Raw genomic sequence first — 18,272 nt, 5'->3', positions numbered from 1 at the left:
TACAGTTTGGTTTCGGCATTGCCCGTCCTCTCATCCAGATTCGATACCTCGATGTTCGGGCATTTCAAGGGCAATGCCGTCCTCGTTTCTACGGATTGCGGTGAAATATCCGGGCTAAAATTGCGCGCATGAGCTTCTTCGCCCGCCCCCACTACACCTCCGACGCCACGGACTTCATCAACAGCCTCAAGACCGAGCACCCCGGGCTGGACGCGCAACAGCGCCAGGGCCGCGCGCTGCTGTGGGACAAGCACATCGACTGGGAACAGCACGCCCAGGGCCTCAAGGCCCGCGTGGCGCAAAAGCCCTACGTGTACCAGACCAACGCCGACCCGCACTGAGCGCCAGCGCACACGGCTGATCGGACACGCCACCTTGCCCCTTGTGTCCTCCCAAGTGCTGGAGGCGGCGGATGCCGTCGCCTTGGCCCGGCTGTATGGCGAGCCCCTGCACACCATCCCGCACGACCTCTACATCCCGCCCGACGCGCTGCGGGTGTTTTTGGACGCGTTTGAAGGCCCGCTGGATCTGCTGTTGTACCTGATCCGCAAACAAAATTTCAACATTCTCGACATCCCCATGGCCGCACTGACACGGCAATACTTGGCGTATGTCGATGAAATACGCACCCATCATCTGGAATTGGCCGCCGAATACCTGCTGATGGCCGCCATGTTGATCGAAATCAAATCGCGCATGCTGCTGCCCGCACCGCCCAAGGCCGACGACACCGAGGCCCAAGACCCGCGTGCAGAACTGGTGCGCCGCCTGCTGGAATACGAACAAATCAAACTCGCAGCCCAGCGGCTGCACGACTGGCCACAGCAAGGGCGCGACTTTTGGCCCGCCCAAGCCCACGTGGACCGCACCCAAGCCGTGCGCTGGCCCGACGTGTCGGTGCCCGACCTGCAAGCCGCTTGGCAAGACATGCTGCGCCGTGCCCGGCTGGTGCAGCACCACACCATCAGCCGCGAGGCGCTGTCGGTGCGCGAACACATGAGCCTGGTGCTGCGCCGCCTGCAAGGTCGGCGCTTCGTCGAATTCACCGACCTGTTCGACCCCAGCCAAGGCGTGCCGGTGCTGGTCGTCACCTTCATTGCCACGCTGGAGCTGGCCAAGGAAACGCTGGTCGAGCTGACGCAGGCCGAAGCGTTTGCCCCCATTTACCTGCGGCTGGCCTACACCCCGGTCTGAGCCGCTTTCTTTTTCACCCACCACCTCCCACACCCACCATGAGCGCCACTTCCAGTGCCCCGACCCGCCGTTTTGACGTTGTGATTGTGGGCAGCGGCCTTGCGGGCCTGAGCACCGCGCTGCTGCTGCCTGGCCACCTGCAAGTGGCCATCCTGACCAAACGCTCCATCGAAGACGGCTCCAGCGGCTGGGCCCAGGGTGGCATTGCCGCCGTGCTGGCCGACGACGACAGCTTCGAAGCCCACATCAAGGACACCTACATTGCCGGGGCCGACCTGTGCGACCCCGCCGCCACCCGTGCCACCGTGGAAGGCGCACCCGCCGCCATCGCCTGGCTGCAAGCCTTGGGCACACCGTTCTCGCTGGAACAGGGCGATCTGCACCTCACGCGCGAAGGTGGCCACAGCCACCGCCGCATCGTGCACGCCGCCGATGCCACCGGTGCGGCCGTGCAGCACACCCTGATCGACCGCGTGCGCCTGGCACCCAACGTACACGTGTTCGAGACCCACAGCCTGGTCGATCTGATCTTGAGCGACAAGCACACCCTGGAAGCGGACAACACCACCCCGCGCCACTGCCTGGGCGCCTACGCCCTGAACGTGGCCACCGACCAGGTGGAAGCCTTTGTGGCGCCGCACACCGTGCTGTGTACCGGCGGCGCGGGCAAGGTGTACCTCTACACCTCCAACCCCGATACCGCCACCGGCGACGGCATTGCCGCCGCCTGGCGCGCTGGCTGCCGGGTGGCCAACATGGAATTCATCCAGTTCCACCCCACCTGCCTGTACCACCCCGATGCCAAGAGTTTCCTCATCAGCGAAGCCGTGCGCGGCGAAGGCGGCCTGCTCAAGCTGCCCGCGCACCTGGGCGGCCACCGCTTCATGCCCGACCACGACCCGCGTGCCGAACTGGCCCCGCGCGACGTGGTGGCGCGCGCCATCGACTTCGAGATGAAAAAACACGGCATCGAATGCGTGTACCTCGACATCTCGCACCAGCCGCCCGAATTCCTGCACGAACATTTTCCCAACATCCTGGCCCGCTGTGCCGAACTGGGCATCGACATCACCCGCGAGCCCATCCCCGTGGTGCCCGCCGCGCACTACACCTGCGGCGGTGTCGTCACCGACCTCAACGCCCACACCGACCTGCCCGGCCTGTACGTGGTGGGCGAGGCCAGCTGCACCGGCCTGCATGGGGCCAACCGGCTGGCCAGCAACTCACTGTTGGAGTGCATGGTGTTTGCCCGCGCCGCCGTGGCCGACATCGCCGCACAACCCAACGCCAGCATCCCCGCCATCCGCCCGTGGGACGACAGCCGCGTCATTGATGCCGACGAACAAATCGTCATCTCGCACAACTGGGACGAGCTGCGCCGCTTCATGTGGGATTACGTCGGCATCGTACGCACCGACAAGCGGCTGGAGCGCGCCGCCCACCGCATTGCGCTGCTGCAAAGCGAGATCCAGGAGTTCTACAAGAGCTTCCACGTCACGCGCGACCTGCTGGAGCTGCGCAACCTGGTACAAGTGGCCGAACTCATCGTGCGCTCGGCGCAAAGCCGCAAAGAAAGCCGGGGCCTGCACTTCAGCCGCGACTACCCCCACCTGCTGCCCGAGGCCGCGCCCACAGTTTTAACGCCTCAATAAAAATATCATATACCAAAAGTAAAAGTAAAAGTAAAAGTAAAAGTAAAAGTAAAAGTCAAGATCAAGGTCAAATTGAAAGCAAAAGTAACCCTCAAGATGACCGCCAAAAAGCCGAAGCACTGAAAAGGTGCCCATATCGGGCATCGCTTTCAAGGAAAAATACTATGCGACAACTGTTGTCCAGTCTTTTGGTGGGTGTCGGCCTGTTGGGCGTGACCGCCGCCCACGCCCAAGTGGTGGTAGGCCATGCGCACGGCCACGGCCATTGTGGTACTTGCTATGCGCCTGCCGTGGTGGCGGCCCCGGTGGCCTACCAAGTGGTGGTGCCGCAGGTGGTGGTGGCCCCCGTGGTGCAGCACGTGGTCACCGTGCCGGTGATGCCCATGGTGGTGGCGCAACCGCTGGTGCCGGTGGTGAGCAGCGGCTGCGTGCAGTGGGGTTGCCGCTGACCCATACCCGGGCACCGCTGCCGGTGCCCGCCTGAGCAAAACGAGGTTACAACATGAAAAAAACGCTTTTGGGATTGGCCAGCGCGGTAGTGCTGGGCTTGTGGGGTACCGCACTGCAAGCACAACAAATGGTAGCAGCGGGGCCGGGTGGGCACGCACACTGCGTCAGCGGTGTGGCCTGCGCGCCAGCACAACACGTCCAACCCGTGCAACAGGTCGCCACTGCGGTGGCGCCGCAGCCTGTGGTGGTGCCCGTCACCACCCAAATGGTGGTGGCCCACCCGTGCGCCAACGGTGGCTGCACCCAATACACGTACGAAATCACGCGCGACGCCTGGTGTGGCAACGGTTGCGACACCTACCCCGTATCGCACCGTAGCCGTGAACTGAACTGCGACAACAACAAGGTCGAATACCGCCATCACATCATGTCCGGTGCGGTGCATGTGTCGCCTTGCCGACCCCGCTAACCTGTCCAGGACGCCTCATCATGACTTTCCCCCGTCTTTCCGCCCTTGGCCTGAGCGCCATGCTGGCTGTGCCCGGCCTGGCGCTGGCACAAAACATGGTGCCCGCCCCCGGTGCGCAGTGCTACACCGTGCAGGGCCACGCCATTCCGTGCTTCACCGAAGGCAGCATCCCGGTGCAGCAAGTGCAATCGGCACCCGGCAAGTTTGCGGCCAAGATCATCTTCCTGGCCGACCAGCTGGAGCGCAACCTGGACCGCAAGAACTCCAACATGTCGTTCCTGGTTAGCAGCTTCACCAACCTGAACAACCTGGCCGAAACCTCGCCGCTGGGCCGCCTGATTGCCGAGAACCTGATGCACGAGCTGCAAGTGCGCGCCTGGCGCGTGTACGAGCCGCGCCTGATGCAGAACTTCGTCATCAACAAGAATGGCGAATTCACGCTCAGCCGCGACGTCAAGCACCTGCGTGAGCACTACGGCGTGACCAACGTGGTGGCCGGCACCATCATGAACTCCGACGACCAGCTCGTCATCAACGCGCGCGTCATCGACACCAGCACCGGCATGGTGATGTCCAGCGGCCAGATCCAGATCCCGTCCAACTGGTTCACCAACGGCTTGATCGAGGAGCCGCGCGTGCGCAACTTCAAGATCATCGGAGGCTGAACCCATGGCCACACGCTACCGGCTCGGTTGGCTGGGCATCCCGCTGGTAGCGGCTCTGGTGGGCTGCGCCAGCCCATCGGGGCCCACGGCCACGTGCAGCCCGCAACAACTGCCCAAACTGGTGGGCATCACCAACGTCAACTACCTGCTGCGCGGCGTGGCCAGCGAGCTGTGCCCGCTCACCTGCCCACCCGGGCGCAACGGCGTGGCCAGCTGCCAGGAGCGCGACCTCAGCCGCTCGGTGCTGGTGCCCGACTTCCAGAACCTCGACACCTACGTGCCCGGCTCGGTGGGCCTGTACATGGGCGAGCAGATGCGCGCCGCACTCAGCCAGCAATGCGCCAGCCAGATCGTGCAGGCCGACTTCGGCAAATACTTCCGCCTCTCGGGCGACGGGCTGGCCGTGCTGACGCGCAACCCCAACGACATCCAGAACGACGAGCTGCGCACACAGGACGTGGTCGTGGGCACCTACAGCTTCCAGGGCAACAAGCTGTCGCTGTTTGTGCGCAAGACCCACGGCAGCACCGGCATGATCAAGAAGATGGTGGCGCGCGACGTGCAGTACAGCTGCCAGGGCGGCCAGTACAGCATCGTGGCCCCCAGCGCCACCCTGCCCTGAAACCAGCACCCGCCCCGGGGTCAAAGCCGGAACCGCTAGAATCTGAAACGCTCCGGGGTGTCCACACGGTGTGGACTGAGACGGCCTGAACCGAACCCGCGAACTTGATCCGGTTCACACCGGCGTAAGAAGAGCGCCTGCCAGCACACCCAGCGCAGCACCCTTCGGAGCACCCCCACACCCGAAGGACTGCCCATGAACGCCCCCGCTGAAAAATTCCTCGCCGCCGCCGCCCAGGTGGACTCGGCCGCCATTGCACCGCTGCCCAACTCGCGCAAAATCTACGTGCAAGGCTCGCGCCCCGACCTTCAAGTGCCGATGCGCGAAATCAGCCAGCACGACACCCCCACCGGCTTTGGTGGCGAAAAGAACCCACCCATCTACGTCTACGACTGCTCGGGCCCCTACACCGACCCCAACGCCCAGATCGACATCCGCAGCGGCCTGCCCGCCGTGCGCCAGGCGTGGATTGAGGAGCGCAACGACACCGAAGTGCTGGCCGACCTGAGCAGCGAATTTGGCCGTGCCCGCGCCGCCGATCCCAAGCTGGACGAACTGCGCTTTCCGGGCCTGCACCGCGCGCCGCGCCGTGCCAAAGCCGGTGCCAACGTCACGCAGATGCACTACGCGCGCAAAGGCATCATCACGCCCGAGATGGAATACATCGCCATCCGCGAGAACCTGCGCCGCGCCGAATACGTCGAGTCGCTCAAGGCCACCGGCCCGCTGGGTGAAAAAATGGCCCGCCTGCTGACACGCCAGCACCCCGGCCAGAATTTTGGTGCCAGCATCCCGGCAGAAATCACGCCCGAATTCGTGCGCGACGAAATCGCCCGTGGCCGCGCCATCATCCCCAACAACATCAACCACCCGGAAAGCGAGCCGATGATCATTGGCCGCAACTTCCTGGTCAAGATCAACGGCAACATCGGCAACTCCGCGCTGGGCTCGTCCATCAACGAGGAAGTGGACAAGATGACCTGGGGCATCCGTTGGGGTGCCGACACCATCATGGATTTGTCCACCGGCAAGAACATCCACGAGACCCGCGAGTGGATCATCCGCAACTCGCCGGTGCCGATTGGCACGGTGCCCATCTACCAGGCACTGGAAAAAGTCAACGGTAAAGCCGAAGACCTGACGTGGGAAATTTTCAAAGATACGCTGATCGAACAAGCCGAACAGGGTGTGGACTACTTCACCATACATGCGGGCGTGCTGCTGCGTTACGTTCCCCTGACCGCCGACCGCATGACCGGCATCGTCAGCCGGGGCGGCTCCATCATGGCCAAATGGTGTCTGGCGCACCACAAGGAAAACTTCCTCTACACCCACTTTGAGGAAATCTGCGAGATCATGAAGGCCTACGACGTGGCCTTCAGCCTGGGCGATGGCCTGCGTCCCGGCTCCATTTACGACGCGAACGACGAAGCGCAACTGGGCGAACTCAAGACCCTGGGCGAGCTGACGCAAATTGCCTGGAAGCACGACGTGCAGGTGATGATTGAAGGCCCCGGCCACGTGCCGCTGCACATGATCAAAGAAAACATGGACCTGCAACTGGAACAGTGCCACGAAGCACCGTTCTACACCCTGGGCCCGCTGACCACCGACATCGCCCCCGGCTACGACCACATCACCAGCGGCATTGGTGCGGCCACCATCGGCTGGTACGGTTGCGCCATGCTGTGCTACGTCACGCCCAAGGAACACCTGGGCCTGCCGGACAAGAACGATGTCAAGGAAGGCATCATCACCTACAAGCTGGCTGCGCACGCCGCCGACTTGGCCAAAGGCCACCCCGGCGCACAAATCCGCGACAACGCCCTGTCCAAGGCCCGCTTTGAATTCCGCTGGGACGACCAGTTCAACCTCGGCCTCGACCCCGACAAGGCGCGCTCGTTCCACGACGAAACCCTGCCCAAGGAATCGGCCAAGGTGGCGCATTTCTGCTCCATGTGCGGCCCGCATTTCTGCTCGATGAAGATCACGCAGGACGTGCGCGACTTTGCCGCCAAGCAGGGCCTGGCCGAATCCGAAGCCCTGGAAAAAGGCATGGAAGTCAAGTCCATCGAATTCGTGAAGATGGGCGCTGAAGTCTATCGGACGGTATAAACCCGGGCTTGACAGGTGGTGCGTGTGCCTACAATCGCGCACCATCTGCCACAATTCGGCCCCACCGTTGGAGAAGTTTCCATGTACCGTACCCTGCTTAAATCCAAAATCCACCGCTGCACCACCACCCAATGCGAACTGCATTACGAAGGTTCGTGCGCCATTGACGAAGACTTGCTGGATGCCGCCAACATCTGTGAAAACGAACAAGTCCACATCTGGAACATCAACAACGGCGAACGCTTTATCACTTACGCCATCAAAGGCGAGCGTGGTTCTGGCATGATTTCGGTCAACGGCTCTGCCGCACGCCGCGCCAGCGTGGGGGACTTGCTCATCATCGCGTCCTTCGCACAAGTGGACGACAAAGACGTGGCCACCCACGAGCCTCAACTGGTGTTTGTGGACGAGCACAACAAGCAAGTCGGCCTGCGCCACCACGTGCCCACACAACCGGCACCGGGCCACAGCACCGACGAGTGCTGAAGCGCACCCACGCGCTTCAGGGCCACCACAAAAATCAGGCCGCGCCGATGTTGGGCACCAGTGCTCCAGCATCTTGGCCAGCCTTGTGCGCAGCGGTGAAGGCCAGCATGCGGTCGATCGGCTGGCGCGCACGCGGAATCAGCGCCGGATCGACGTGGATCTCGTTCAGACCCGTTTGCAGCACCTGCGCCACCCCGGCCAGGCTGTTCATGGCCATCCACGGGCAATGCGCGCAGCTTTTGCAAGTGGCGCTGTTGCCCGCCGTGGGGGCCTCAATAAAGGTTTTGCCGGGGTTGAGCGTGCGCAGCTTGTGCATCATGCCGTTGTCGGTGGCCACGATGAACTCCTTCGCATCCATCGTCCTGGCGGCGTTGAGGATGGCGGAGGTGGAGCCCACCGCATCGGCCAGCGCCACCACTTCGGCGGGGCTTTCGGGGTGTACCAGCACCTTGGCGTCGGGGTGATCCTTGATCAGCGCCTCGAGCTCGAAGGCCTTGAACTCGTCATGCACGATGCACGAGCCCTGCCACATCAGCATGTCGGCCCCGGTTTCGCGTTGGATGTAGCCGCCCAAATGCTTGTCGGGCGCCCACAAAATTTTGTGGCCCTTGTCCTTCAAGGCGCGCACAATTTCCAGCGCGCAGCTGGACGTGACCAACCAGTCGGAACGGGCCTTGACCGCCGCGCTGGTGTTGGCGTACACCACCACGGTACGGTCGGGGTGCTGGTCGCAGAAAGCGGCAAAGTCGTCCACCGGACAACCCAAGTCCAGCGAGCAATTCGCGTCCAAGTCGGGCATGAGGATGGTTTTTTCGGGCGACAGGATCTTGGCGGTTTCGCCCATGAAGCGCACGCCCGACACCACCAACGTCTGTGCGGCGTGGTCGCGGCCAAAGCGGGCCATTTCCAGCGAATCGCTGACGATACCGCCGGTTTCTTCGGCCAAATCCTGCAAGTCGGGGTGGACGTAGTAGTGCGACACCATGACGGCGTTTTTTTCCTTGAGCAAGCGGCGGATCTTGTCCTTCAGCGCCGCGCGCTCTACGGGGCCAGGTTCCACCGGCACCCGCGCCCAGGCGTGGCGGGTGGTGCAGGCGGGTTGTTCGTAATCCACTTCAATGATGGAGGAGGCTGTCGTGTCGGTCATGGTCGGGGTATGAATGCGTTGGAAAAGGGCCAGACGGGCTTACAGCGCCTCAAAGCGCATGGAGTAGTCGATCGCCTTCACATCCTTGGTCAAAGCACCAATCGAGATGCGGTCCACACCGGTCTCAGCCAGCGCGCGCACGCTGTTCAAGTTGACACCGCCCGAGTTTTCCAGGATCGCGCGGCCCGCATTCAGGCGCACCGCCTCGCGCAGGGTGGGCAAGTCCATGTTGTCCAGCAGAACCATCTGGGCACCGGCCTGCAGGGCTTCTTCCAGCTGCGCCAACGTTTCAACCTCAATCTGCACAAACTTGGCATCGGGCGCGGTGGCCTGCACCCGTTGCAGCACGGGCGTGACGCCGCCTGCGGCCTCGATGTGGTTTTCCTTGATCAGCACCGCGTCGTACAAGCCCATGCGGTGGTTGGTGCCGCCGCCCACGGTAACGGCGTACTTTTGCGCCAGCCGCAAACCTGGCAAGGTCTTGCGGGTGTCCACAATCTGGGCCCGGGTACCGGCCACGGCCTGCACGTACTCGGCGGTCTTGGTGGCCACGGCACTGAGCAGCTGCAAGAAGTTCAGCGCCGTGCGCTCGGCCGTCAGCAGCGCCTGGGCGTGGCCTTCAATCTCCAGCACCACCTGGTCGGGCGCACAACGCTGGCCCTCGGGCACGTGCCAGGTGATTTGGGCGGTGGGGTCGAGTGCCGCCACCGCCGCCTGCACCCACGGCGCACCGCACACCACGGCGCTCTCGCGCGCCAGCACACGGGCGCGGGCCCGGCGGGCGGGGTCCACCAGCGCGGCGGTCAGGTCGCCCTCACCCACGTCCTCGGCCAGCGCCAGCGCCACATCGGCCTGGGCCAACACGGCCAGCTTTTCAGGGGAAAATTCGTTCGATTGCATACGTCGTCACATCCATTGAGGCTACACAACCAGGCCACGGCGGGCCCGCACAGTGGCTATTACACAACAAGCGCCGCCCGCATCCGGCGCCAGCGGTCGATTAGACTCGCAACTTCACACGGACACCCACTGGCCACACGCCACACCCTGCCCATGCAACCTGCTACCGCCAACACCCCCGGCACCCCCTACGGAACGCTGCCAGCGGCATCCCCGCTGCCCCAGCGCAAACCCATCAGCCTGCCGCGCCTGAACGAAATGCGCGAGCGCGGCGACAAGATCACCATGCTCACCGCCTACGATGCCACCTTTGCCGCCGTGGCCGACAGCGCGGGCGTGGAATGCCTGCTGATTGGTGATTCGCTGGGCATGGTGTGCCAAGGCCTGTCCAGCACCGTGGGCGTGACGCTGGAGACCATGTGCTACCACACCGAAAGCGTGGCCCGTGGCCTGCGCCGGGTGCAAGGCACAGCGTGGATCGTGGCCGACCTGCCCTTTGGCAGTTACCACGAATCCAAAGAGCAAGCCATCCGCAGCGCCTCGGCCCTGATGCACGCGGGGGCGCACATGGTCAAGCTCGAAGGTGGCGGCTGGACCACCGAGACCGTGGCCTTTTTGGTCGAACGCGGCATCCCGGTCTGCGCGCACCTGGGGTTGACACCGCAAACCGTCCACGCACTGGGCGGCTACCGCGTACAAGGCCGCAGCGACGCAGACGCGCAGCGCCTGCAACGCGACGCGTTGGCCCTGCAAGATGCCGGTGCCACCATGCTGGTGCTCGAAATGGTGCCCGCCACGCTGGCCAGCACCCTGACACACCGACTGCCCCATTGCCACACCATCGGCATCGGCTCGGGCCACGGCACCGCCGGCCAAGTGCTGGTGATGCACGACATGCTGGGCCTGGGGCTGGGCAAACTGCCCAAGTTCGTGCGCAACTTCATGCAAGACGCGCCCAGCATCAAAGCCGCCATGGCCGCCTACGTCGCCGCCGTCAAAGACGGCAGCTTCCCCGACAACACCCTGCACGCCTGGTAAGACCCCGCCCCATGCAAGTCGTTCACACCATCGCCGAACTGCGCCAAATTCTGGCCCAATTTGATGCCCCCGCCTTTGTGCCCACCATGGGCAACCTGCACGACGGCCATCTGGCCCTGATCCGCCATGCCAAGCCCCTGGGCGACGTGACCGTGGCCAGCATCTTCGTCAACCGGCTGCAATTCCTGCCACACGAGGACTTCGACAGCTACCCCCGCACCCTGCAAGCCGACTGCGCCAAGCTCGAAGCCGCAGGCTGCAACGTGGTGTTCGCGCCGTCTGAAAAAGAACTCTACCCCGAGCCGCAAACCTTCAAAGTCCACGCCCCGGCGGCGCTGGGCGACATGCTGGAAGGGCACTTTCGCCCCGGCTTCTTCACCGGGGTCAGCACCGTGGTGATGAAACTGTTCCAAATCGTATTCAGCCAAGCCAAAGGCCCGCGCCACGCCGTGTTCGGCCAGAAGGACTACCAGCAGTTGATGGTGATCCGGCAACTGGTGCGCCAGTTTGCTATGCCCATCACCGTGCATGGCGTAGCCACCGAACGCGCCGCCGACGGCCTGGCCCTGAGCTCGCGCAACGGCTATTTGTCTGAGACGGAGCGCGCCGAAGCGGTGCAACTGTCGCTGGCGCTCAAAGGCCTGATTGCCGCCGTGCTGGGCGGTGAACACAACCTGGCCGCGCTGGAACAACACGCCGCGCAAACGCTGGCCGCACGCGGCTGGCAACCCGACTACCTGACCGTGCGCCGCCGCGACGACCTGCAACCCCCGCAAGGTGCCGATTTCCAGCCCGGCCAATTGGTGGCTTTGGGCGCAGCACGCCTGGGTGCCACGCGCCTGATCGACAACCTGGAGTTCTGACGCTGCCCCGCCGCACGGCGCGCACAGCGCCAGCGGCAGCGCTCAATGCACCTCTGCCGCCGGGTCGCGCGCCATCAGCAGCGCCACCGCCTGCTGTGGCTTGAGTCGGCCATCGAGCAAGGCCACCACGGCCTCGGTGATCGGCATCTCCACCCCCAGCGCGCGGGCGCGTTGCCACACCGTGCGGGCGCTGTAAACGCCCTCGGCCACATGACCCAACGAGGCCACGGCTTCGTCTTGCGTCAGGCCCTGTGCCAACAGCAGGCCCACCTTGCGGTTGCGGCTCAAGTCCCCGGTGGCGGTCAGCACCAAATCGCCCATGCCGCTTAGGCCCATGAAGGTCTCGGCCCGTGCCCCCAGTGCCCGCCCCAACCGGGTGATTTCGGCCAGCCCGCGCGTGATCAACGCCGCGCGCGCGTTGAGGCCCAGTTGCAGCCCGTCGCAAAAGCCCGTGGCAATCGCCAACACATTCTTGACCGCACCACCCACCTCCACACCGATCAGGTCGTCGTTGGCGTACACGCGCAAGGTTGGGCTGTGAAACGCCTGCACCAGCCGTTCGCGCACCGTAGCATCGGTGCTGGCCGCCACGATGGCACTGGGCAAACCGCGCGCCACCTCCTGCGCAAAGGTGGGGCCGCTCAGAATGCCGATCGGCAGATCCGGTGCCACCTCGGCGGCGATTTCGTGGCCCAGCAGGCCCACCGCTCCCAGCACCGCAGAATCGGGCCATTCAAAGCCCTTGCACAGCCATGCCACCGGGGCCTTGCTGTGGCGCAGCAGGGTCAACATCTCGCGCAAAGCGGCCATCGGTGTGGCCACCACCACCACGTCTTGCGTGGCCAGACGCGCGGGCAGCGTGTCCGCCACGCCGGTGAGGATCTGCAGGCCGTCGGGCAACGGCAAGCCCGGCAGGTAGCGGGTGTTCTCGCGCGTGGCCTGCATCTGCGCCGCCTGGGCCGCGTTGCGCACCCAGAGTTGCACCTGGTGGCCCGCCCCCGCGTGCGACGCCGCCGCCACGGCCAGCGCCGTACCCCAGGCGCCCGCGCCCAACACCATGATGTTCAATGCCATAGCACCCTTGCCCACAACCGACATAGCGGTAGCGGCACTTATTGCACTTGCTGGGCTTGCTGTTGCTCGTACATACCTTGGAAGTTGATCTCGGCCAGATGCACCGGCGGAAAGCCCGCGCGCTGGATCAAATCGGCCACATTGCCACGCAAGTACGGGTACACAATCTGCGGGCAAGTGATGCCCATCACGGCATTGACCTGCTCGTCGGGCAGGTTGCGGATCTCGAAGATGCCGGCCTGCTTGGCCTCCACCAGAAACACGGTGCGCTCCTGGATCTTGGTCTGCACGGTGGCGGTTACGCACACTTCGAACACCCCCTCGGCCACGGGTTCGGCGCTCACACCCAACTGAATGTCCACCGACGGCTGTTCCTGCTCCAGCAAAATGGCCGGAGAATTGGGCTGCTCCAGCGAAGCCTCTTTCAGGTACACACGCTGGATTTGGAACACGGGATCAAAAGATTCGGACATACGGCACTTTCTGGTCGGTCAAACACAACAAAGCCCGCCACAGGATCGCTCCCGCAGCGGGCCGAACATACGCCCGGATTATGGCTCAGGCCGCTGCCAGCAGCGGCGCCAGGCCGCCCTTGGCGTCCAGCGCGTGCAGGTCGTCACAACCGCCCACGTGCTGGCCGTTGATGAAAATCTGCGGCACGCTGGTGCGCCCCACCAGTTGCGCCATCGCGGCGCGCACCGCCGGCTGGCCGTCCACCACCACCTCGTCCCAATCCGTCACGCCGCGCTCGCGCAACAGCGCCTTGGCACGGTGGCAGTAGGGGCAGTAGTCGCTGCTGTAAATCTTGACGTGGGCCATCTTGGTTGCTCCAAAAAACGGGGAATCAGCTTTTTTCAATGGGCAAGTCCGCCGCACGCCAAGCGCGCATGCCACCCGCCAGCGAATGCGCGGTTTCGTAACCCAACTGTTTGGCCACCGCCAGCGCGCGCTTGGAACGCATGCCCGACGCACACACCAGAATCAGCGGGGTTTTCTTGCTCTTGACCAAGCCGGGCAATGTGGCTTCCAGCGTCTCCAACGGCACATGCTTGGCCCCGACCACGTGGCCAGCGGCAAATTCGGCACCACTGCACACGTCCACCACCACCGCCTTTTCACGGTTGATGAGCTGCACCGCATCGACAGGGGCCAACCCACCCGGCACCCCGCCCTGCACCAAGGTGATCCACACCAAACCGCCGCCCGATGTCAGGGCCAGCAGCACCAACATCCAGTTTTCCATCAAAAACGTCATTCACTTGCCTTTCAAAACCAGCCCTATTTTAGAATGATGGGCTTTTCCCCTGCTGCAAACACCGCCATGTACAAACTCGTCCTGATTCGCCACGGCGAATCCACTTGGAACCTGGAAAACCGCTTCACCGGCTGGACCGACGTGGACCTGACCCCCACCGGCGTATCGCAAGCCATGTCGGCGGGCAAACTGCTCAAGGCCGAAGGCTGGGACTTTGATCTGTGCTACACCAGCGTGCTCAAGCGCGCCATCCACACCCTGTGGTACGTGCTGGACGAAATGGATCGCACCTGGCTGCCCGTGGTCAAAAACTACCGCTTGAACGAACGCCACTACGGCGCACTGCAAGGCCTCAACAAGATCGACATGGCCAAACAGTTTGGCGACGAACAAGTGCTGATCTGGCGGCGCAGCTACGACACCCCGCCGCCCGCACTGGAGCCGCAAGACCCGCGCGGCCAGCGCGCCGACCGCCGCTACGCCGACCTGGCCCAAGACGACATCCCGCTGACCGAGTGCCTCAAGGACACCGTGGCCCGCGTGGTGCCGTACTGGGAACAGACCCTGGCCCCCACCATCCAGTCCGGCCAGCGCGTGTTGATTGCGGCACACGGCAACTCCATCCGTGCCCTCATCAAGCACCTCGACGGCATCTCCGACGCCGACATCGTGCACCTCAACATCCCCAACGGCATTCCGCTGGTGTACGAGTTTGATGAGCACATGAAACCCATCCGCCGCTACTACCTGGGCGATGCCGAAGCCGCCGCCGCTGCGGCCGCCGCCGTGGCCAGCCAGGGCAAGGCCTGATCTTTTTTTCGGGCCAGATGGAACCGCCCACCCCCGGGCGGTTTCCAATACGCACACCGGTTGGGAACCGCTTGAAAAGGGCAGGACAGATGGGACAGAAACTGAAAATCGCAGGCTGGGTCGCCGTGGGTGCCCTGGCCGGGGCCTTGACCACCGTGCAGCTGCAGGCCGTGGCGCGCGGCTCCATGGCACCGCTGCCGCTGGAGGAGTTGCAGCAGCTTGCCGCCGTGTTCGACATGGTCAAGAGCGACTACGTCGAGCCGGTGGACGAGCGCAAGCTCATCTCGGACGCGATCTCGGGCATGGTGGCCAGCCTGGATCCGCACTCGCAGTACTTCGACAAGAAGAGCTTCAAGGAATTCCGCGAGGGCACCAGCGGCCGCTTTGTCGGCGTCGGCATCGAGATCACGATGGAAGACGGCCTGGTCAAGGTCGTCTCGCCGATTGAGGGCTCGCCCGCCGACCGCGCCGGGCTCAAGACCAACGACCTCATCACCAAGATCGACGACACCGCCGTCAAGGGCCTGACCATCAACGATGCCGTCAAACGCATGCGCGGTCAACCCAACACCAAAGTGCGCCTGACCATCTTCCGCAAGGACGAGAACCGCACCTTCCCCGTCACCATCACGCGCCAGGAGATCAAGACCCAGAGCGTCAAGGGCAAGGTGGTGGAACCCGGCTACGCCTGGCTGCGCGTGTCGCAGTTCCAGGATCGCACGGTGGAAGACTTTGCGCGCAAGCTCGAAGAATTGCACCAAGAACAGCCCGACATGAAGGGCCTGGTGCTGGACTTGCGCAACGACCCGGGCGGTCTGCTCGATGCCGCCGTGGCCCTGTCCGCCGCCTTCCTGCCCGAGGACGTGACCGTCGTCAGCACCAACGGCCAGCTGGAAGAAAGCAAGTTCACCTACAAGGCCGCGCCCGCCTTCTACGCCCGGCGCAGCGGCAACGACCCGATTGCCCAGATGACCCGCGCCACGCAAGGCAAGTTCAAGCGCGTGCCGCTGGTGGTGCTGGTCAACGAAGGCTCGGCCTCGGCCAGCGAGATCGTGGCTGGCGCGCTGCAGGACCACAAGCGCGCCACCATCATGGGCAGCCAGACCTTTGGCAAGGGCTCGGTACAGACCGTGCGCGCCCTGGGGCCGGACACCGGCATCAAGCTCACCACCGCACGCTACTACACGCCGCTGGGGCGCTCCATCCAGGCCAAGGGCATCGTGCCGGACGTGTGGCTGGACGAGACCGAGAACGGCGACGTGTTTGCCCAGCTGCGCCCGCGCGAGGCCGACCTCGACAAGCACCTGGGCAACGGCAACGGCGCGCAAGCCGGCCCCAGCGCCGCCGACAAGGCCGCCGAAGCCCAGCGCGAGCAGGAACGCGAACAGGCCCGCCTGCGCCTGGAAGAGGAAGCCAAGAAAAACCCCGGCAAGCGCCTGGTGCCCGAGCTGGGCTCGGCGCAGGACTTCCAGCTGCAACAGGCCCTCAACCAGCTCAAGGGCCAGCCGGTGCGCGCCAGCAAATCGGCCAGCGAACGCCCGCTGGCCGAAGCCGACAACGACTGACCGCTGCCCCGAGCGCCATGACCGACGACGAGCTGCTGCGCTACTCGCGCCACATCCTGCTGGACGAGCTGGGCATCGAGGGCCAGGAGTGCCTGCTGGCCGCGCACGCCGTGGTGGTGGGCGCGGGAGGACTGGGCTCGCCGGTGGCGCTGTACCTGGCCAGCGCGGGCGTGGGCCACATCACGCTGATCGACCACGACCACGTGGACGCCACCAACCTGCAACGCCAGATTGCGCACACCCTGGCGCGCGTGAGCCAGCCCAAGGCCGAATCGGCCCGCGTAGCCATGCACGCCATCAATCCCGACGTGCGCATCGACGCCCTGGTGCAACGCGCCGACGCCGCCTTGCTGGACGCGCTGCTGCCCCGCGCCGACGTGGTGCTGGACTGCACCGACAACTTCGCCACGCGCCAGCTGCTCAACCGGGCGTGCGTACAACACCGCGTGCCGCTCGTGTCGGGCGCGGCCATCCGCTGGTCGGGCCAGCTGGCGGTGTACGACAGCCGCCAGAGCGATAGCCCCTGCTACGCCTGCATCTTTGCGCCCGACGACGCGCCCGAGGAAACGCGCTGCGCCACCTTGGGCGTGTTCGCGCCGTTGGTGGGCACCATCGGCAGCTTGCAGGCCGCGGAGGCGCTCAAGCTGCTGTCTGGTCTGGGCAGCCCGCTGGTGGGCCAGCTGCTCACTTTCGATGCGCGCACACTGGCCACGCGGCAGCTGCGGCTGCAGCGCGACCCGGACTGCCCGATGTGCGGCGCACCGGCCTGAGGCCGCTCAAGCCCGGCACCGCACGCGCGCGGCGTCAAGCCCGGCCAATGATGCTGGCGGTGGCCATCAGCTCCTCCAGCAGCGCCAGCGACACCTTGCCCGACACGCTGTAGGGGTCGAACTCCGGCTTTTCCGAATACTTCAGCACGATCGAGGTGTTGAGCTTGCTCAGGTTGACCTGGCCCATGGTCCAGCCGCCAAAACGGCGTTCGGTGATTTCCTCGTAGTGCAGCAGCTCCACGTCCTGGTGACGCGGGTCTTCGATGATCTGGGTGTAGAGCCGGTTCACCGCCGAGCGCCCGCCCTCGATCGCCTGCACAAACACGCCACCACCGTAGCACAGGATGCCGGTGATGCCGTTTTGCAGATTGTGCTGGCGCGCCGACGCCAGAATGGCGTGTACCGCCTCCTGGTTCTCGGGGGCAATGGCGCGGCTCACGTACAACAAACGAACCAACATGGTGTTCAACCTTTCCGGGGAATGAGGGACAGGAACTCGCGGCGCAGGTTGGTGTCCTTCAGGAACACGCCGCGCATCACGGAATTGATCATCTTGCTGTCCATGTCCTTGACGCCGCGCCAGCCCATGCAGAAGTGGCTGGCCTCCATCACGATCGCCAGGCCATCGGGCTGCGTCTTTTCCTGGATCAGGTCGGCCAGCTGCACCACCGCCTCTTCCTGGATCTGCGGGCGGCCCATGATCCACTCGGCCAGGCGCGCGTACTTGCTCAGGCCGATCACGTTGGTGTGCTCGTTGGGCATCACGCCAATCCAGACCTGGCCAATCACCGGGCACAGGTGGTGGCTGCAGGCGCTGCGCACCGTGATCGGGCCCACGATCATCAGCTCGTTCAGGTGCTCGGCGTTGGGGAATTCGGTGATGGCCGGGGCCTTGACGTAGCGGCCCGCAAACACCTCTTTCAGGTACATCTTGGCCACACGGCGCGCGGTGTTGCCGGTGTTGTGGTCGTTCTCGGTGTCGATCACCATGCTGTCGAGCACGCCCTGCATCTTGCCGGTCACTTCGTCCAGCAGGGCATCGAGCTCACCGGGGCGGATGAAGTCGGCGATGTTGTCGTTGGAATGGAAACGCTGCCGGGCCGCCTGCAAGCGTTCGCGGATTTTGACGGACACAGGGGTGCCTTCATCACGGGCGGTCACAGTGGTGGCAGGCATGGCAGGTACGGAGGTGGGTTC

The 18,272-nt window shown here is 64.5% G+C and carries 22 protein-coding genes and 1 riboswitch; of the genes, 14 read left to right on the top strand and 8 right to left on the bottom strand.

From position 1 onward, the window contains the following. Window positions 1-128 precede the first annotated feature (128 nt). From CON76_RS07480 to panD, 9 genes are all read left to right on the top strand, one after another. The gene (locus CON76_RS07480; RefSeq protein WP_101102739.1) at window positions 129-341 is read left to right on the top strand and encodes a DUF3460 family protein; all 213 of its coding nucleotides are present in this window, start codon (window positions 129-131) and stop codon (window positions 339-341) included. A 34-nt stretch (window positions 342-375) separates the two neighbouring features. Next, the gene (locus CON76_RS07475; protein ID WP_240592801.1) at window positions 376-1,194 is read left to right on the top strand and encodes a segregation and condensation protein A; all 819 of its coding nucleotides are present in this window, start codon (window positions 376-378) and stop codon (window positions 1,192-1,194) included. Window positions 1,195-1,232: 38 nt separating this feature from the next. Beyond that, window positions 1,233-2,846: an L-aspartate oxidase gene (gene nadB / locus CON76_RS07470; RefSeq protein WP_101102737.1), complete on the top strand. Its 1,614-nt coding sequence runs from the start codon at window positions 1,233-1,235 to the stop codon at window positions 2,844-2,846. Window positions 2,847-3,010: 164 nt separating this feature from the next. Further along, a complete protein-coding gene (locus CON76_RS07465; RefSeq protein WP_145995375.1) occupies window positions 3,011-3,295 on the top strand; it encodes a hypothetical protein in 285 nt (94 codons plus the stop codon). Window positions 3,296-3,348: 53 nt separating this feature from the next. After that, the gene (locus CON76_RS07460; protein ID WP_145995374.1) at window positions 3,349-3,765 is read left to right on the top strand and encodes a hypothetical protein; all 417 of its coding nucleotides are present in this window, start codon (window positions 3,349-3,351) and stop codon (window positions 3,763-3,765) included. A gap of 20 nt (window positions 3,766-3,785) precedes the next feature. After that, window positions 3,786-4,430: a FlgO family outer membrane protein gene (locus CON76_RS07455; protein ID WP_145995373.1), complete on the top strand. Its 645-nt coding sequence runs from the start codon at window positions 3,786-3,788 to the stop codon at window positions 4,428-4,430. Window positions 4,431-4,434: 4 nt separating this feature from the next. Continuing rightward, window positions 4,435-5,052 (top strand): FlgO family outer membrane protein, encoded by a 618-nt coding sequence (locus CON76_RS07450; protein WP_101102733.1) that lies wholly within the window; start codon window positions 4,435-4,437, stop codon window positions 5,050-5,052. A 43-nt stretch (window positions 5,053-5,095) separates the two neighbouring features. Continuing rightward, a riboswitch (TPP riboswitch) is annotated at window positions 5,096-5,200 on the top strand. 47 nt (window positions 5,201-5,247) lie between these two features. Continuing rightward, entirely contained in the window at window positions 5,248-7,167 is a 1,920-nt protein-coding gene (gene thiC, locus CON76_RS07445) for a phosphomethylpyrimidine synthase ThiC (protein ID WP_101102732.1), read from the top strand. An 81-nt stretch (window positions 7,168-7,248) separates the two neighbouring features. Next, the gene (gene panD / locus CON76_RS07440; RefSeq protein WP_101102731.1) at window positions 7,249-7,653 is read left to right on the top strand and encodes an aspartate 1-decarboxylase; all 405 of its coding nucleotides are present in this window, start codon (window positions 7,249-7,251) and stop codon (window positions 7,651-7,653) included. Between the two features lie 34 nt (window positions 7,654-7,687). Here panD and nadA read toward each other — a convergent pair whose 3' ends face one another. Both nadA and nadC read right to left on the bottom strand, forming a co-directional pair. Beyond that, window positions 7,688-8,800: a quinolinate synthase NadA gene (gene nadA / locus CON76_RS07435; protein WP_101102730.1), complete on the bottom strand. Its 1,113-nt coding sequence runs from the start codon at window positions 8,798-8,800 to the stop codon at window positions 7,688-7,690. Between the two features lie 39 nt (window positions 8,801-8,839). Then, on the bottom strand, window positions 8,840-9,700 hold the full coding sequence (nadC, locus tag CON76_RS07430) for a carboxylating nicotinate-nucleotide diphosphorylase (RefSeq protein WP_101102729.1): 861 nt from the start codon (window positions 9,698-9,700) through the stop codon (window positions 8,840-8,842). Between the two features lie 153 nt (window positions 9,701-9,853). On the opposite strand from nadC, the gene panB reads away from it, so the two are divergent. After that, window positions 9,854-10,738, top strand: a complete 885-nt coding sequence (gene panB, locus CON76_RS07425) for a 3-methyl-2-oxobutanoate hydroxymethyltransferase (protein WP_101102728.1) — start codon at window positions 9,854-9,856, stop codon at window positions 10,736-10,738. An 11-nt stretch (window positions 10,739-10,749) separates the two neighbouring features. Then, window positions 10,750-11,601 (top strand): pantoate--beta-alanine ligase, encoded by an 852-nt coding sequence (panC, locus tag CON76_RS07420; RefSeq protein ID WP_101102727.1) that lies wholly within the window; start codon window positions 10,750-10,752, stop codon window positions 11,599-11,601. Between the two features lie 42 nt (window positions 11,602-11,643). On the opposite strand, the gene CON76_RS07415 is transcribed toward panC, so the two are convergent. The 4 genes from CON76_RS07415 to CON76_RS07400 form a co-directional block, all read right to left on the bottom strand. Next, window positions 11,644-12,669 (bottom strand): NAD(P)H-dependent glycerol-3-phosphate dehydrogenase, encoded by a 1,026-nt coding sequence (locus CON76_RS07415; RefSeq protein ID WP_101102746.1) that lies wholly within the window; start codon window positions 12,667-12,669, stop codon window positions 11,644-11,646. 44 nt (window positions 12,670-12,713) lie between these two features. Then, the gene (secB, locus tag CON76_RS07410) at window positions 12,714-13,148 is read right to left on the bottom strand and encodes a protein-export chaperone SecB (RefSeq protein ID WP_101102726.1); all 435 of its coding nucleotides are present in this window, start codon (window positions 13,146-13,148) and stop codon (window positions 12,714-12,716) included. A gap of 85 nt (window positions 13,149-13,233) precedes the next feature. Then, window positions 13,234-13,494: a glutaredoxin 3 gene (gene grxC, locus CON76_RS07405; protein WP_101102725.1), complete on the bottom strand. Its 261-nt coding sequence runs from the start codon at window positions 13,492-13,494 to the stop codon at window positions 13,234-13,236. Window positions 13,495-13,519: 25 nt separating this feature from the next. Further along, the gene (locus CON76_RS07400; protein WP_101102724.1) at window positions 13,520-13,930 is read right to left on the bottom strand and encodes a rhodanese-like domain-containing protein; all 411 of its coding nucleotides are present in this window, start codon (window positions 13,928-13,930) and stop codon (window positions 13,520-13,522) included. Between the two features lie 66 nt (window positions 13,931-13,996). Between CON76_RS07400 and gpmA the strand changes: the two genes are divergently transcribed. The 3 genes from gpmA to CON76_RS07385 all read left to right on the top strand — a co-directional run bounded on the left by gpmA (window position 13,997) and on the right by CON76_RS07385 (window position 17,075). Then, window positions 13,997-14,740, top strand: a complete 744-nt coding sequence (gpmA, locus tag CON76_RS07395) for a 2,3-diphosphoglycerate-dependent phosphoglycerate mutase (RefSeq protein ID WP_101102745.1) — start codon at window positions 13,997-13,999, stop codon at window positions 14,738-14,740. 89 nt (window positions 14,741-14,829) lie between these two features. Next, window positions 14,830-16,305 (top strand): S41 family peptidase, encoded by a 1,476-nt coding sequence (locus CON76_RS07390; protein ID WP_101102723.1) that lies wholly within the window; start codon window positions 14,830-14,832, stop codon window positions 16,303-16,305. A 17-nt stretch (window positions 16,306-16,322) separates the two neighbouring features. After that, on the top strand, window positions 16,323-17,075 hold the full coding sequence (locus CON76_RS07385; protein WP_101102722.1) for a HesA/MoeB/ThiF family protein: 753 nt from the start codon (window positions 16,323-16,325) through the stop codon (window positions 17,073-17,075). Between the two features lie 34 nt (window positions 17,076-17,109). On the opposite strand, the gene CON76_RS07380 is transcribed toward CON76_RS07385, so the two are convergent. Both CON76_RS07380 and folE read right to left on the bottom strand, forming a co-directional pair. Continuing rightward, the gene (locus tag CON76_RS07380; RefSeq protein WP_101102744.1) at window positions 17,110-17,535 is read right to left on the bottom strand and encodes a BLUF domain-containing protein; all 426 of its coding nucleotides are present in this window, start codon (window positions 17,533-17,535) and stop codon (window positions 17,110-17,112) included. Window positions 17,536-17,540: 5 nt separating this feature from the next. After that, window positions 17,541-18,251 (bottom strand): GTP cyclohydrolase I, encoded by a 711-nt coding sequence (gene folE, locus CON76_RS07375; protein ID WP_101102721.1) that lies wholly within the window; start codon window positions 18,249-18,251, stop codon window positions 17,541-17,543. Between the last annotated feature and the right edge of the window lie 21 nt (window positions 18,252-18,272).

This window comes from Macromonas bipunctata (assembly GCF_002837135.1).
GTDB classification, from domain to species: Bacteria; Pseudomonadota; Gammaproteobacteria; order Burkholderiales; family Burkholderiaceae_C; genus Macromonas_A; species Macromonas_A bipunctata.
Note: the sequence above shows the minus strand (reverse complement) of the source record. Positions and strands in the feature narration are given on the sequence as shown.

Bases quoted from the DNA above. Each gene is read 5' to 3' on its own strand.
- CON76_RS07480 (WP_101102739.1), top strand. From the start codon at position 129: ATGAGCTTCTTCGCCCGCCCCCACTACACCTCCGACGCCACGGACTTC.
- nadB (WP_101102737.1), top strand. From the start codon at position 1,233: ATGAGCGCCACTTCCAGTGCCCCGACCCGCCGTTTTGACGTTGTGATT.
- CON76_RS07465 (WP_145995375.1), top strand. From the start codon at position 3,011: ATGCGACAACTGTTGTCCAGTCTTTTGGTGGGTGTCGGCCTGTTGGGC.
- CON76_RS07460 (WP_145995374.1), top strand. From the start codon at position 3,349: ATGAAAAAAACGCTTTTGGGATTGGCCAGCGCGGTAGTGCTGGGCTTG.
- CON76_RS07455 (WP_145995373.1), top strand. From the start codon at position 3,786: ATGACTTTCCCCCGTCTTTCCGCCCTTGGCCTGAGCGCCATGCTGGCT.
- CON76_RS07450 (WP_101102733.1), top strand. From the start codon at position 4,435: ATGGCCACACGCTACCGGCTCGGTTGGCTGGGCATCCCGCTGGTAGCG.
- thiC (WP_101102732.1), top strand. From the start codon at position 5,248: ATGAACGCCCCCGCTGAAAAATTCCTCGCCGCCGCCGCCCAGGTGGAC.
- panD (WP_101102731.1), top strand. From the start codon at position 7,249: ATGTACCGTACCCTGCTTAAATCCAAAATCCACCGCTGCACCACCACC.
- nadA (WP_101102730.1), bottom strand. From the start codon at position 8,800: ATGACCGACACGACAGCCTCCTCCATCATTGAAGTGGATTACGAACAA.
- nadC (WP_101102729.1), bottom strand. From the start codon at position 9,700: ATGCAATCGAACGAATTTTCCCCTGAAAAGCTGGCCGTGTTGGCCCAG.
- panB (WP_101102728.1), top strand. From the start codon at position 9,854: ATGCAACCTGCTACCGCCAACACCCCCGGCACCCCCTACGGAACGCTG.
- panC (WP_101102727.1), top strand. From the start codon at position 10,750: ATGCAAGTCGTTCACACCATCGCCGAACTGCGCCAAATTCTGGCCCAA.
- secB (WP_101102726.1), bottom strand. From the start codon at position 13,148: ATGTCCGAATCTTTTGATCCCGTGTTCCAAATCCAGCGTGTGTACCTG.
- grxC (WP_101102725.1), bottom strand. From the start codon at position 13,494: ATGGCCCACGTCAAGATTTACAGCAGCGACTACTGCCCCTACTGCCAC.
- CON76_RS07400 (WP_101102724.1), bottom strand. From the start codon at position 13,930: ATGACGTTTTTGATGGAAAACTGGATGTTGGTGCTGCTGGCCCTGACA.
- gpmA (WP_101102745.1), top strand. From the start codon at position 13,997: ATGTACAAACTCGTCCTGATTCGCCACGGCGAATCCACTTGGAACCTG.
- CON76_RS07390 (WP_101102723.1), top strand. From the start codon at position 14,830: ATGGGACAGAAACTGAAAATCGCAGGCTGGGTCGCCGTGGGTGCCCTG.
- CON76_RS07385 (WP_101102722.1), top strand. From the start codon at position 16,323: ATGACCGACGACGAGCTGCTGCGCTACTCGCGCCACATCCTGCTGGAC.
- CON76_RS07380 (WP_101102744.1), bottom strand. From the start codon at position 17,535: ATGTTGGTTCGTTTGTTGTACGTGAGCCGCGCCATTGCCCCCGAGAAC.
- folE (WP_101102721.1), bottom strand. From the start codon at position 18,251: ATGCCTGCCACCACTGTGACCGCCCGTGATGAAGGCACCCCTGTGTCC.